The following is a 12,384-nucleotide window of genomic DNA, read 5'->3' on the forward strand; positions in this document are numbered from 1 at the left end:
CAGACACCAGGGAGCCACGATTGATGAGCAAACCATTTCGAATCGCTGCGATTGCCGGCGATGGCATCGGTAAGGAAGTCCTGCCGGAAGGGCTGCGGGTACTGGAGCAAGCCGCGAAAAAGTGGCAGTTGTCGCTGGACATCGAAGTGCTCGATTGGGCCCATTGCGATTACTACCTGGAGCACGGGCAGATGATGCCCTCCGACTGGTTCGAACAACTCAAGGGCTTCGACGCGATCTACTTCGGCGCCGTGGGTTGGCCGGACAAGGTGCCGGATCATATTTCCCTGTGGGGCTCGTTGCTCAAGTTCCGCCGCGACTTCGACCAGTACGTGAACATCCGCCCGGTGCGGCTGTTTCCGGGCGTGCCGTGTCCCCTGGCCGGGCGCAAGGCGGGGGACATCGACTTCGTGGTGATCCGTGAAAACACCGAGGGCGAATACTCCTCCATCGGCGGCAAGATGTTCGAAGGCACCGAGCATGAGTTCGTGCTGCAGGAGTCGGTGTTCACCCGCCGAGGCGTCGACCGCATCCTGAAGTTCGCCTTCGACCTGGCCCAGACCCGACCGCGCAAACGCCTGACAGCGGCCACCAAGTCCAACGGCATCTCCATCAGCATGCCGTATTGGGACGAGCGCACGGCATTGATGGCCGAGCAGTACCCGGATGTGAAGTGGGACAAGCAACACATCGACATCCTGTGCGCTCGCTTTGTTTTGCAGCCGGACCGGTTTGATGTGGTGGTGGCGTCGAACCTGTTCGGCGACATCCTCTCCGACCTGGGCCCGGCCTGTGCCGGCACCATTGGCATCGCACCGTCGGCCAACCTCGATCCGGAGCGCCGCTACCCATCGCTGTTCGAACCGGTGCATGGTTCGGCGCCGGATATCTATGGGCAGAACATCGCCAACCCGATCGCGATGATCTGGTCCGGCGCCTTGATGCTCGATTTCCTGGGTAACGGCGATGAACGCTACCGCGCGGCCCATGATGGGATTCTCAAGGCCATCGAACAAGTAATCGCCGAAGGCCCCATCACCCCCGACCTGGGTGGACAAGGTTCGACCCAGGATGTTGGCCGGGCCATCGCCGCCGTGCTCTGAGGCTCGATCTAACCTGCGACACCTTTTGCCCGCTCACACTGCGGGCTTTTTTTTGCTGATCCGCCGCCACCCGCCAAAAACCCTTGTGGGAGCGAGCTTGCTCGCGAAAGCGGTGGATCAGCTTGCGATGATGTTGGATGTACCGCCGCCTTCGCGAGCAAGCTCGCTCCCACATTGGGTTCTCGGTTGGCCGCAGATTTCACCTCCACCCGCAACCCGTTGTGGGAGCAAAGCTTGCTCGCGATAGCGGTGGATCAGCTAGTGGTGATGTTGGCTGTGCCGCCGTCTTCGCGAGCAAGTGCTGCCATACACCGGATTACTTGACGACGTACACCTTGCGCACATAGACGCTGCTTTTCCAGGCACACGGTGCATTCAGCGGGACGAAAACGGTGTCGCCGGTGTTGACCGTCAAGTCGCTGCCATCGGCCGCCTGCAAGGTGACGCTGCCTTCGAGCAGGTGCATCAGCTCATGCAGTTTGTGCGGTCGTGACTTGCGGGTGTAGGGCGTCGAGTCCCAGATACCGATGCGCAGGTTGCTCGCTTCTTCGACAAACAGATTGTGCGAGCGACATTGCGGCGGCGGGCTGAGCAGGATCTCGTCATCCGGGGCAGCAGAAGGCGAGAGCAGGGTGTGGGCGGGGAGTGCCGTCAGCCCGGGAAGGTGCGCTTCGATGCGTTGGGTCTCGGCACAGAAGGCCCAGAGCGAGCCGGGCTGCGCCTCGACCTCAAGTGCCGTGCCCCGACCGATCACCGCGCTTTCACCCGGCTTGAGCTGCAGTGTCTGCCCCTGGCTGCGCAGCGTCACTGCGCCGGCGTGCACCACGAGCGTCTCACTGAAGGGGTATTCATCGACGCTGAACAGCCCATTCGCCCGGACCACGCCGGCAGCCATGCCATCCGCCCCGGCATAGGCGATGAGTCGGTCGAACGGATCGTTGGCGCCCAGCGAGCCCGGGGTGAACGGGGTTGAGGCAAGACTGCCATCGGCGTGTGCCAACAGCACTGCAGTGGGTTCGAGCATGAAGATGATTCTCCAGGGAAGCGTTGAGGGGAGTGTGGGTTTCAGCCAATGGCCTGGGTCACCGGCGCAAATTGTCGAACCGCACCGCTCGCCTGCGGGGGCGTGCCCCGTGCCATTTGGGCGACGGTGTCGACCTGCTTGAGCCCGGCCTCTTCCAGCCAAGGGGCCAGGCCGCTGCTTGAAGGGATGTCGATGCGAACGAATGCGTCCGGCACCTGAGCCAGCAGCACGGCGATCAAGTGTTGGGCCTGTTCCAGGTTCTGGGCGATGACCGGGCCAATGCAGCGGCCACGGCCGAAGGGGCGCAGCAGGGCGAAGGCGCACAAGTGACCGTCGCGCTCGATACCCGCTGAATGTTCAACGACCTCGAACAGGTCATTGAGCACAACGCTCCGCTCCAGCCCGCTCCCGGCATTGGCCAGTTGGATCAGCTCGGCGTGATCGGCTGCGCTCAGCTCGCGGCAGCGCTCGCCGGCGGCCAGTTCCAGTGGGGCCGGAACCAGCGCTTGCCCTTGGTGCTGCTGGATATGCCCAAAATCAACGAACCCCTGACTGGCATACAGCGGGGCACCGGCCAGGGTCGCGTTGAGGATGGCGGTTCGCGAGCCGCAAGCTTCGATTGCCAGTTCCATCAGCTTGCGACCGATTCCCTGGCCCTGGTACTCATCGTCGACAATCACCAGGCCGATGGTGGCGTAGTCCCCCTGGGCGCAGGTGAACGCCGTTCCGATCAAACGACCCAGGTCTTCCACGACAAACCCCTGGGCGACGCGTTGCAACATCGCCCAGTCTTCCAGGCGATGGGGCCATTTCAACTGCACGGACAAGGCATGGGCCGCAGGCACGTCGGTGGCGGTCATGGCGCGATAGAAATACGTGGGGCGTTGCGAAATGGACATGGCTGATCACCATAAAATAAGGGACGAAATCGGATGGATATGTGCGCTGAAAGTCTTTGTATCTCACCTGCCACCGGGCCTGGCAAGGGCGGCACATCGATTCGGTATCTTGCGTAAGCAACGGCCCTGCCGGCCACATTTCTTGCTCAAATCAGACGCTTGGCCAGCAGTAAATACCGGGTCGTTTTTTCGCTGTTCAGATCGAAACCAGAGGCCGTCAGGGCTCAATAGCTGCGCTCACGATCAACCAGGCCCAGCATCGATTCACCCCGTTGATGCCGGCGGATGTTCTCCAGCAACACGCCAAAGGCACTTTCAGGCTGAGTCATCGCCGCGATGTGCGGGGTCAACAGTATGTGGGGATGGTGCCAGAAGGGATGGTCCGCTGGCGCCGGCTCCTGCTCGAGGACATCCAGCACCGCGGCGCTGAGTTGGCCGTCGGCAAGGGCTTCAAGCAGGTCCTCTTCCACCAGGTGCCCACCTCGGCCCATGTTGACCAACGCTGCGCCCTTGGGCAGGTGTTGGAACAGCTGGCGGTTGAGGATCCCTCGGGTCTGTTCGGTCAACGGCAGGACGCACAGCACAATCTCGCATTGACCGAGAAAGGCCGGCAGTTGCTCCTCACCAGCAAAGCACGCCACCCCCTCGATGTGATGCTCGCTGCGGGCCCACCCGGACAAGGCAAAACCAAAGGTCTTCAAGGTGGCAAGTATCTGCCGTGCCTGCAAACCCAGGCCCATGACGCCCACCCGGCGTTGCCCGGCCGGCACCAGCCGGTGTGCTCGCCAGCACCGTTCGGCCTGTTGCTGGCGATAGCGCAACATGTCCCGGTGCAGGCTGAGCACGGCGAAACTGGCGTACTCGCACATGCCTTGGCTAATGCCGGGGTCGAGCAAGCGCACCACCGGCAGCGTCGTCGGCAAGCGGCTTAGGTCGAGTTGATCCACGCCGGCTGACAAGGCGAATAGCACTCGCAGATTCGGCAACAGCGTTTCGATGTCGTCCGGTGCCTGCCAGGCCGCCAGGTACTGGATATCCCGCAGGTCGCCGATGTCTGGCCAGGCACGCCATTCGATGTCCGGCGCGTGTTCGGCGAACAGGCGCCGCCAGTGTTCGCCGCGTACCGGGTCAGCTTTATAGAGCAGGGCCATGGGTCACTTCTCGCCTGAAATCAAGGAGCCCCTAGCATGCCTCAATGCAAGAGCAGGATCTGTCGAAAGGGCCGGTGTAGCAGCATCACGCTGCGTTGCAAGGTGCCTCTTGCGGCAGATTCCATGGGGCTGGAATGCCTCTGGAGGATTCTGCTGTTTGCCGGGGTGTAAACAGTCGATCCGAATTTCTCAACGACCAAGTTCGGCTTAGACAATCGCGTCGAACGCTTAACCTGTGAACACACCGCAGCCGCTTCCTGGGTGCGAGGCTCACGATGGGAAATGCCAATGAACAGTAAAGTCGAAGAAACCCCAAGTTTGCTCCGTCAGCGTGATCAATTCGTGCCACGTGGCCTGGTCACCGCGCACCCGTTGGTGATCGATCGGGCCCAGGGCTCGGAATTATGGGACGTGGACGGCAAGCGCTACCTGGACTTCGTCGGCGGCATCGGTGTGTTGAACATCGGCCACAATCACCCCAAGGTCGTCGCGGCCGTGCAGGCCCAGCTGCAGAAGATCTCCCATGCCTGCTTCCAGGTCGTGGCCTACAAGCCTTACCTGGACCTGGCCCAGCGCCTGTGCGAAATGATCGGCGGCCAGCATGCCTATAAAGCCGCATTTTTCACCTCGGGTGCCGAAGCGGTGGAAAACGCGGTGAAGATCGCCCGGGCCCACACCAACCGCTCGGCCGTGATTGCCTTTCGCGGCGGGTTCCATGGCCGGACCTTGCTCGGCACTACGCTGACCGGCATGAGCCAGCCGTATAAACAGAACTTCGGTCCGTTCGCCCCGGAGGTCTTCCACACGCCGTATCCGAATGCCTATCGCGGCGTCACCAGCGCGATGGCGCTCCAGGCACTGGACGAGCTGCTGGCCACTCAAGTGGCACCTGAACGGGTCGCAGCGATCATCATCGAGCCGGTGCAGGGCGATGGCGGTTTCCTGTCGGCCCCCGTCGAGTTTTTGCAGGGCCTGCGCGCATTGACGCAAAAGCATGGCATTGTGTTGATTCTCGATGAAATCCAGACCGGTTTCGGTCGCACCGGTAAATGGTTCGGCTTCCAGCACGCCGGCATCCAGCCGGACCTGGTCACGGTCGCCAAGAGCCTCGCCGGTGGCTTGCCGCTGTCGGGCGTGGTTGGCAAGGCCGAGATCATGGACGCTCCACTGCCGGGAGGCCTGGGCGGTACTTACGGCGGTAATGCGCTGTCGTGCGCGGCGGCGCTGGCGGTGATCGAGGCGTACGAGCAGGAACAGCTGCTGGCCCGTGGTGAAGTCCTGGGTGAGCGCTTGCGTCAGGGCCTGTTGCATCTGCAAACCCGTTACCCGCAGATCGGCGACGTGCGCGGCAGCGGCTTCATGCTGGCGATCGAACTGATCAAGCATGACGACGCGCGCACCCCGGACGCCGACCTGAACCAACGCCTGATCGACGAAGCCCGGGCCGGTGGTTTGCTGGTGATCAAGTGCGGGGTGTACCGCAACGTCTTGCGCTTCCTGGCGCCGCTGGTGACCAGCGAGGCGCAGATCGACGAAGCGTTGCAGATTCTCGACGGCGCCTTGGCACGCGTCCTGGGCTGACGCCCGCGTTCATGACGTTTGCCTGGGCGATCGTCAGTGGCGGTTGTTAATGGAGCATTGATCGATGGGACATCATCGGAGGCTTTACAGATGAGGCTGACTGAATATCGGGCGTTGTTGATCGACTGCGATGAGGTCCTGGTGGATCGGGACTCCGGCGTCTGGACGGCGTTGCAACCGTTGCTGGAAAACCATGGCGAGCCGTTGGACAAAGCACAGGTGCTCGCCGATTTTGACGAGGTGCTGCAAGCCTTGTACCCGCGTTTCGGCGAATTGGGCTTCAGCGGCTTGCTGTGTTTCGCCCACCGTCAATTGGCCGAGCGCTGGAAGCTCAAGGTCAGTTGGGAGGAGGGCATGAGCTTCGCCCGCTCGGCTGCCGGTTGGACGCTGTTCGAGGATGCGCCGGGTGCGATGCTCTACCTGCGCAAGTTCTATCGGTTATTGGTGCAGGGGGATCGCGATGCCGAGGACCGGGGCGTGTTGTGCGAGCGCCTGGGCATCGAGCCTGATGATTTTATTTCGCTGGCGAGCGACCCGTTGCAGGATCACGATTGGTTGGCGGCCAATGGCCTGAGCGCCGAGACGATTCTCCAGGTGACCCGTCCCGGCGCCCACCCACGGTCGGTTGGGGCTGTCTGCCTGATCTGCCGCAACGCCGACATGTCTCCCGCGCCCTGTGCGGCGGACTACTGCATCAACAGCATGGCTGATCTGGTCGCTCAGCATCAGCTGTCCTTACGACGCTGATTTTGTTAGAAGATTGTCTTACAAACGGCAGGCAAGAGGTATGCGATGGAAGGTTTAGCGAAACTGGACCGGATCGACATCAGCATTTTGGTAGAGCTTCAAAAAGATGGTCGCATGACCAACGTCAGCCTGGCCGATGCCGTGGGCTTGTCCGCCAGCCCGTGCCTGCAGCGGGTCAAACGACTGGAGTCGTTGGGGTACATTTCCAGCTACAAGGCCCATCTGAACCTGGCCAAGATTACCGATTCGGTAACGGTCTTCACCGAAGTCACCCTGAGCGACCACAAGCGTGAGGACTTCGCCAAGTTCGAATCCAACATCCGCCTGGTGGATGAAGTACTCGAATGCCACCTCATCAGTGGCGGCTACGACTACCTGGTGCGCTTCATGACCCGCAGCATCCAGGACTACCAGGACGTGATGGAAAGCCTGCTGGACAAAAACATCGGCATCTCCAAGTACTTCAGCTACATCGTCATCAAGTCACCGGTGCGCAAGGATGAGATTCCATTGCGTAAGTTGTTGCGGCATTGAACCCGAGATCCATCCTGGAGCAACTGTGGGAGCGAGCTTGCTCGCGAAGGCGTAGGCAGATTCAGCATTGAGGTAAGCTGATCTACCGCCATCGCGAGCAAGCTCGCTCCCACAAGGGATCTGGGCTTTTATTCCTTGAGGAAGGTCAGCAGATCCTGATTGAGGCGATCCTTGTGCGTCTCGGTCAAGCCGTGCGGCGCGCCAGGGTAGACGATCAGTCGAGCGCCCTTGATCAGCGCCGCCGAGGCTCGGCCTGAAGCGTCGATAGGCACGATCTGGTCGTCATCGCCATGAATCACCAGTGTCGGCACATCGAACTTCTTCAGATCGCCGCGGAAGTCGGTCGCCGAGAATGCCGCGATCGAGTCATAGGTATTCTTGCTGCCACCCTGCATGCCTTGCACCCAGAACGACTGGATCAGCCCTTGGGATGGCTTGGCGCCCTTGCGGTTGTAGCCGTAGAACGGGCCCGAGGCGATGTCCAGGTACAGCTGCGAGCGGTTCTCCAGGGACGCCTTGCGCAGGCCATCGAACACCTCGATAGGCAAGCCACCAGGGTTGGTGTCTGTCTTGAGCATCAACGGCGGGACAGAGGACACCAGCACGGCTTTCTTCACTCGAGCGGTGCCGTGACGGCCGATGTAGCGAGCCACTTCACCGCCCCCTGTCGAGAAGCCCACCAGGGTGACGTCCTTCAGGTCCAGCGCTTCAATCACCGCCGCCAGGTCATCGGCGTAGTGATCCATGTCGTTGCCTTCCCAAGGCTGGCTGGAGCGACCGTGACCGCGACGATCGTGAGCCACCACGCGATAACCCTTCGAGGCGAGGAACATCATCTGGCCTTCCCAGCTGTCGGAGTCCAGTGGCCAGCCGTGGCTGAAGGTCACGACCTGACCATCGCGCGGGCCCCAGTCCTTGTAATACAGCTGGACACCATCCTTGGTGGTGATGTAGCTGGCGGACTGGACCACGCTGCCGACAGCAGACGCACTGGCAGCGGCCTGGACAGGCGACGCGGCCTCGGCGCTGAGGGTGGCCAATGCCAGGGTGGCGACAGCGAGGGTGCGGTTGAATGTGTTCATCGTTTCTCTCTCCATAAGGTCGGTTTGATCTGCGGCGATCGTCGTCGATCGCGTTGGTGGGCAGATTAGAGAGAGAGGCCGTGGACGAGAACGGCGCCGGTATCGATAGCAACTATTGGAAAATTCCAATAGCTGCGTTTCGCTTCGGTTGCGAGGTGAGTCTTCGTGGCGAGGGAGCTTGCTCCCGCTGGGTGGCGAAGCCGCCCCAAACGGTCACACGTGTAAAAGCGGCAATGTCTTCAGGCCATTTGGCGTTTGAATATGCGCAACCAGGTAGGGTGCCGAAGGCGCTTGCAGTGCATGAAGATGGACCGGGCCAGAAAAGTTCATGGCCGTCAGGATCGCTTTGATTTTTTCCGGATTCGTATGAAAGACATCCAGTGCCAATAGCGTGCAGCCCTTGTCCTGGAGCATGTCCGCCGGATGAGGCCCAGGTGCCCATTGAATGAGGGTGGGGATTGATCCATCCATGGGAAGGCTTCCATCAGCCGGTACGGTTATTTGCCAATTCAATGTTCCTCTCGTCATGGGTTCGACATCCCCGACAAGTCCAGGGCAGGCATCACGAGCCGCATGGATATCATCGGTGCGTGCCACCCAGGTCGCCAGGCGTGCCGGCGAATGGGGGGCCAATTGATCAAGGCCGAACCAGCGTGCCCGGTCCGGACGTATGGCGGACGGGTCCACGGCAATCACTTCGAGGTAGAGCCCGGGGCCAAGGTGCAGCAGCCTGTTATGGGTGCCCATGCGTGAATGGACTCCGCCAGGTTGAAGGGCGACGCCCAATGCGTCAGTCACGAACGCGCAGCCGGTATCGAGGTCCGTTGCCACGATGACGAGGTGATCGATGGTGGTTTTCATGTGTTCATCCATCCGTGGGTTGGGAAGTATCTGTCGCCATCAACCAAAAGAAGGCATCGGCCCCAGCGAGTGCAAGATCCACATGACCGCCGCCACCGCTGCCAGCACTGCGACCACAATACCGATCAGCACCCATTTCAGGATTTTCTGCCCTTTCGACGGCTGGGACCTTGGCGCGTGTGCCTCTACCATGTACTGAATTTCCCCGGCGCATCGCGGGCAAGCAGCAGTGTCGTAAGGGAGGAGGAACCCGCATTGATCACAGTTTGTCATGTCGTCACTTCGAGGCTCAAAGGAGGGGTAGCCCTTTATGGGCTTGTTAAAACGGACCGAAAGCGCGTGGCGTCAGTCGCTTAATATTTGTAGACGATGCCCAGCCTGCCCATGATCTCCAGGGCGTTGATCAGGCCCAGACCGTTCATGGGCAGGCAGGCGAAGGCCTGGTATTCATCGAAGTGCGTGCCGATGGCCAACAACTTCAAGTCATGGGCCTCCAGCTGGGCGTTGAAATACTGCAGGAGCGCACGCTCCCAATCGTTGGCGCGGTTGATAGCATCGATGGCTTTACGCTCAGGCGCAGGGATTTCAATGCCCAGTTGCCGCAGCGGGGCGAGGGCATTGACGGCATCGACCCCGTAGGACGACCACTCCTTCCATTCGAACCCCGCCAACTGATTGGCCTCGGTGAGCGCTGACTCAACCTGCGTCCAAGCCCAATCCCACTGCCCGGTAGGCACCGGGATGTTTTGAATGAGCGCCTGCGCGCGCGCCTCGTCGAACAGGCAATCAAACAGATCGGCCAGGGTCTCGGCCAAATCGGGCTGAGGCCCTTGCTCCTGGGTGTCCAGGTCGTGGCTCAAGCGCTGCCACAGGCTACCGAGCTCGGCCCAGTCCTCGTCGTCCATGTCGTCATCGATCACCTGTGCCTTATGGCCGCGCGAGTAGTTATCCAGCCGCGTCTTGCGCACGCGTACGCTGCCCTCGGCGAGATCGACCTCATAACTGCGGTAATCCAGGTAGTTGGTCTGGAAAACGATGCGGTCAGCAAACACGTCATGGACGAGGCTTTCCTCAGCGTCGAAATACGCCGCGCCTTCGACGTTGCCATGGGCGGTGATGATGCGTTGAAACGACAGTGGGTCGATTGGATTCATGTGGGCGGGGTCACAGGGAGAAGGGCGAAAGGGGAGCGCCGCGTACGCTGGCCGATATCCGGATCGCGCTGATCGTACACCAAGGCCTGGGGGTTGCTAAGGGGCGGAATGTGGACTGCGTCAACTGTTGGGCGTGTGTTTGGGTCTATGCTTACCTTGCCCCCTTGAATCAGGCTTCATCCATGTACAAACACCGAACAATCCGGCGGGAGAACACGTGAGACATTCGACACCGGCTGCAGCGCTGCTCTGCCTGTTGCTCGGCACGGTTGATGCCGGGGCCGAGGAGTATCAAGTCATCACCGAAGAGTGGGCACCGTACAACTATCAGGAAAACAATCAGCTCACCGGCATGACCACCGAGATCGTCCGGGCCATCATGGCGCTCACCGGGAATGACTTCGAGGTGCTGTTGCAGCCGAGTATGCGAGCCACCCAGGTACTGAAGACGCGACCCAAGACCATCATGTACTCACTGTTCCGCACACCGGAGCGCGAGCCATTGTACAAATGGGTCGGACCGATCGTGGAAGAGTCCATCCATCCCTATCAACTGGCCAGTACGCCGCCGGTGAACTCCCTGGAACAACTGCTGCGTGCCCCGCAGATCACCACCCGCCACGCCGGCCTGGTGCCGCAGATGTTGCAGTCGCTGGGCTTCAACAACCTGGATAAAAGCGCCACCGAGAGCAAGCTGCTTTACCGCATGCTGCTTGCCGGACGCACCAACATCATCATCGGCGACACCGATGCGGGCGTGGCTTACTACAGCCGTCAGTTGAACATCGCGCCGGGCACGCTGCGGCGAATTCCTATCGAACTGTATCGCTCGTCGCTGTACATCGCCTTCAGCCCTGACAGTGACGATGAAGTGGTGGCGGCGTGGGCCAGTGCGTTAGAGCAGTTGCGGCGTTCCGGGGAGTTGGAGCGGATTCAGCGGCGGTATGAGGGGGCGGTTGGACAATGAACGCACGGAACCGGCGAAAGCCGGTCCCAGGTATTAATACGGCTTTCTACGCTCATAATGGTTATCATCCTTGAGTGACAAAATATGTACCAAGGCTCTGAAAACTAAAGGGAAATAGACCAATGCCCAAGGCGGTTTTCGTCAGTAGAACTATTTTGTTTGGCGACTGTGATCCGGCAGGAGTGGTTTACACACCGCGATTTTCATATTTTTCAGTAGAGGCTATCTATGTGGCACTCGATGAATGGCTGGGCACGCCCGGTCTTAGAACCCTGATGGGCTTTGAGATATTGCCGCCCGTACGCGCCATGTCAATGGAGTTTCTGATGCCTTTGACGTGGGATGATGAGTTGTCTATCAAAGTCAGCGTGGCGAAGTTGGGCGTTCATTCGTTCACGTTTTTGGTCGAAGGGTTCATTGTTAATGGGCCCTTATCTTTTGTGGCGAATGTCACTCATGTATGTGTCTCGCCGGAAACCAAAGAAGTTGTAGCCGTTCCCGCGCAACTGAGAGCGCTTCTTTCATAATCCGCTGGAAAGATGTTCGTCCGGACATGAGAAATCGGGGTCATAGGAAATCGGGGTCAGACCACGGTAAAAAACGCGGGAAATCGGGGTCAGACCACGGTAAAAAACGGACCCATTCATGTGTGAGTTTTGTCCTCTACCGTCTTCAAGTGGGCCGCAGGTACCGACTCCACCAGCCAAACGCCATTGTCCGCCTGAAAGAACCGAACCCCTGCCTCTCTCATACCCTGTACATCAACAGCGAGTAGTACAGGTTGTCCATAGCGCTTGCCAACGGCCATTGCTGTTTCGGGACTTTCAGTCAGATGGACATGGTGCCGACTGCCTGGAATCAAGCCCTGCACCTCGATGGAGGCCATGAAGCGGCCGGCGGTTCCGTGATAGAGCTGGGCAGGTGGTGTTTTTTCGACGTGTTGCACCTGGACCTGCCCGGTGCTGTGACCTTGTGCGGCTCGGATGCGTTGACCATCTTCAGAGAGCGTGAAACGCTTCTTTTCGTTGGTCTCGACCACCTCGTGCAGCATCTGGTAGTCGAAGGTATGGCCATGTTGGTTGGCGTTCGAAATCAGATTATCAATGTCGGCCCAACCGTCGCGGTCCAGGACGAGCCCCATGGATTCGGGGGCATGGCGTAGTACGTAGCTGAGGAGCTTGCTGATGTCGTCACGTTGTTTCTTGTTCAAGGAAAGGTCCTTTTTCATTGGCTGATTACAGATAGTACTGTGCTTGGCGGCATGGAGGCACTCAAACGAAC

14 protein-coding genes are annotated in these 12,384 nt (G+C 60.1%); 6 read left to right on the forward strand and 8 right to left on the reverse strand.

Going from position 1 to position 12,384, the window contains the following annotated elements:
- The first annotated feature begins 23 nt into the window (after nt 1–23).
- Nucleotides 24–1,103, forward strand: a complete 1,080-nt coding sequence (locus AB4O22_RS07855; protein ID WP_038856293.1) for a tartrate dehydrogenase — start codon at nt 24–26, stop codon at nt 1,101–1,103.
- A gap of 316 nt (nt 1,104–1,419) precedes the next feature.
- Here AB4O22_RS07855 and AB4O22_RS07860 read toward each other — a convergent pair whose 3' ends face one another.
- The 3 genes from AB4O22_RS07860 to AB4O22_RS07870 form a co-directional block, all read right to left on the reverse strand.
- Entirely contained in the window at nt 1,420–2,127 is a 708-nt protein-coding gene (locus AB4O22_RS07860) for a cupin domain-containing protein (RefSeq protein ID WP_013693669.1), read from the reverse strand.
- Nucleotides 2,128–2,168: 41 nt separating this feature from the next.
- On the reverse strand, nt 2,169–3,026 hold the full coding sequence (locus tag AB4O22_RS07865; protein WP_053162922.1) for a GNAT family N-acetyltransferase: 858 nt from the start codon (nt 3,024–3,026) through the stop codon (nt 2,169–2,171).
- Nucleotides 3,027–3,250: 224 nt separating this feature from the next.
- Nucleotides 3,251–4,177: a 2-hydroxyacid dehydrogenase gene (locus AB4O22_RS07870; protein WP_223472292.1), complete on the reverse strand. Its 927-nt coding sequence runs from the start codon at nt 4,175–4,177 to the stop codon at nt 3,251–3,253.
- A gap of 288 nt (nt 4,178–4,465) precedes the next feature.
- On the opposite strand from AB4O22_RS07870, the gene gabT reads away from it, so the two are divergent.
- From gabT to AB4O22_RS07885, 3 genes are all read left to right on the forward strand, one after another.
- Nucleotides 4,466–5,758 (forward strand): 4-aminobutyrate--2-oxoglutarate transaminase, encoded by a 1,293-nt coding sequence (gene gabT / locus AB4O22_RS07875; protein ID WP_003203170.1) that lies wholly within the window; start codon nt 4,466–4,468, stop codon nt 5,756–5,758.
- Nucleotides 5,759–5,848: 90 nt separating this feature from the next.
- On the forward strand, nt 5,849–6,505 hold the full coding sequence (locus AB4O22_RS07880; RefSeq protein ID WP_003203169.1) for an HAD family hydrolase: 657 nt from the start codon (nt 5,849–5,851) through the stop codon (nt 6,503–6,505).
- Nucleotides 6,506–6,550: 45 nt separating this feature from the next.
- Nucleotides 6,551–7,039 carry an Lrp/AsnC family transcriptional regulator gene (locus AB4O22_RS07885; RefSeq protein WP_003203167.1) on the forward strand — a complete coding sequence of 163 codons (489 nt, stop codon included), beginning with the start codon at nt 6,551–6,553 and terminating at the stop codon, nt 7,037–7,039.
- Nucleotides 7,040–7,167: 128 nt separating this feature from the next.
- Here AB4O22_RS07885 and AB4O22_RS07890 read toward each other — a convergent pair whose 3' ends face one another.
- From AB4O22_RS07890 to AB4O22_RS07905, 4 genes are all read right to left on the reverse strand, one after another.
- Entirely contained in the window at nt 7,168–8,121 is a 954-nt protein-coding gene (locus AB4O22_RS07890; RefSeq protein WP_003203164.1) for an alpha/beta fold hydrolase, read from the reverse strand.
- 213 nt (nt 8,122–8,334) lie between these two features.
- Entirely contained in the window at nt 8,335–8,982 is a 648-nt protein-coding gene (locus tag AB4O22_RS07895; RefSeq protein ID WP_003203162.1) for a VOC family protein, read from the reverse strand.
- 39 nt (nt 8,983–9,021) lie between these two features.
- Complete coding sequence (locus AB4O22_RS07900) at nt 9,022–9,174, reverse strand: hypothetical protein (RefSeq protein ID WP_003203160.1); 153 nt, start codon at nt 9,172–9,174, stop codon at nt 9,022–9,024.
- Nucleotides 9,175–9,335: 161 nt separating this feature from the next.
- On the reverse strand, nt 9,336–10,136 hold the full coding sequence (locus AB4O22_RS07905) for a DUF6630 family protein (RefSeq protein ID WP_003203159.1): 801 nt from the start codon (nt 10,134–10,136) through the stop codon (nt 9,336–9,338).
- Between the two features lie 217 nt (nt 10,137–10,353).
- On the opposite strand from AB4O22_RS07905, the gene AB4O22_RS07910 reads away from it, so the two are divergent.
- The gene (locus AB4O22_RS07910; protein ID WP_003203157.1) at nt 10,354–11,103 is read left to right on the forward strand and encodes a substrate-binding periplasmic protein; all 750 of its coding nucleotides are present in this window, start codon (nt 10,354–10,356) and stop codon (nt 11,101–11,103) included.
- Between the two features lie 122 nt (nt 11,104–11,225).
- Nucleotides 11,226–11,630, forward strand: a complete 405-nt coding sequence (locus AB4O22_RS07915) for an acyl-CoA thioesterase (RefSeq protein ID WP_013693665.1) — start codon at nt 11,226–11,228, stop codon at nt 11,628–11,630.
- Nucleotides 11,631–11,746: 116 nt separating this feature from the next.
- Here AB4O22_RS07915 and AB4O22_RS07920 read toward each other — a convergent pair whose 3' ends face one another.
- Nucleotides 11,747–12,313: an RNA 2'-phosphotransferase gene (locus tag AB4O22_RS07920; RefSeq protein WP_305440855.1), complete on the reverse strand. Its 567-nt coding sequence runs from the start codon at nt 12,311–12,313 to the stop codon at nt 11,747–11,749.
- Nucleotides 12,314–12,384 lie beyond the last annotated feature (71 nt).

The sequence above is a fragment of the Pseudomonas sp. S3_B11 genome (assembly GCF_054667715.1).

What these genes read in the sequence shown, in the direction of transcription:
- AB4O22_RS07880 (WP_003203169.1), top strand. Translation starts at nt 5,849, where the DNA reads ATGAGGCTGACTGAATATCGGGCGTTGTTGATCGACTGCGATGAGGTC.
- AB4O22_RS07855 (WP_038856293.1), top strand. Translation starts at nt 24, where the DNA reads ATGAGCAAACCATTTCGAATCGCTGCGATTGCCGGCGATGGCATCGGT.
- AB4O22_RS07885 (WP_003203167.1), top strand. Translation starts at nt 6,551, where the DNA reads ATGGAAGGTTTAGCGAAACTGGACCGGATCGACATCAGCATTTTGGTA.
- AB4O22_RS07900 (WP_003203160.1), bottom strand. Translation starts at nt 9,174, where the DNA reads ATGGTAGAGGCACACGCGCCAAGGTCCCAGCCGTCGAAAGGGCAGAAA.
- AB4O22_RS07915 (WP_013693665.1), top strand. Translation starts at nt 11,226, where the DNA reads ATGCCCAAGGCGGTTTTCGTCAGTAGAACTATTTTGTTTGGCGACTGT.
- AB4O22_RS07860 (WP_013693669.1), bottom strand. Translation starts at nt 2,127, where the DNA reads ATGCTCGAACCCACTGCAGTGCTGTTGGCACACGCCGATGGCAGTCTT.
- AB4O22_RS07870 (WP_223472292.1), bottom strand. Translation starts at nt 4,177, where the DNA reads ATGGCCCTGCTCTATAAAGCTGACCCGGTACGCGGCGAACACTGGCGG.
- AB4O22_RS07905 (WP_003203159.1), bottom strand. Translation starts at nt 10,136, where the DNA reads ATGAATCCAATCGACCCACTGTCGTTTCAACGCATCATCACCGCCCAT.
- gabT (WP_003203170.1), top strand. Translation starts at nt 4,466, where the DNA reads ATGAACAGTAAAGTCGAAGAAACCCCAAGTTTGCTCCGTCAGCGTGAT.
- AB4O22_RS07890 (WP_003203164.1), bottom strand. Translation starts at nt 8,121, where the DNA reads ATGAACACATTCAACCGCACCCTCGCTGTCGCCACCCTGGCATTGGCC.
- AB4O22_RS07895 (WP_003203162.1), bottom strand. Translation starts at nt 8,982, where the DNA reads ATGAAAACCACCATCGATCACCTCGTCATCGTGGCAACGGACCTCGAT.
- AB4O22_RS07865 (WP_053162922.1), bottom strand. Translation starts at nt 3,026, where the DNA reads ATGTCCATTTCGCAACGCCCCACGTATTTCTATCGCGCCATGACCGCC.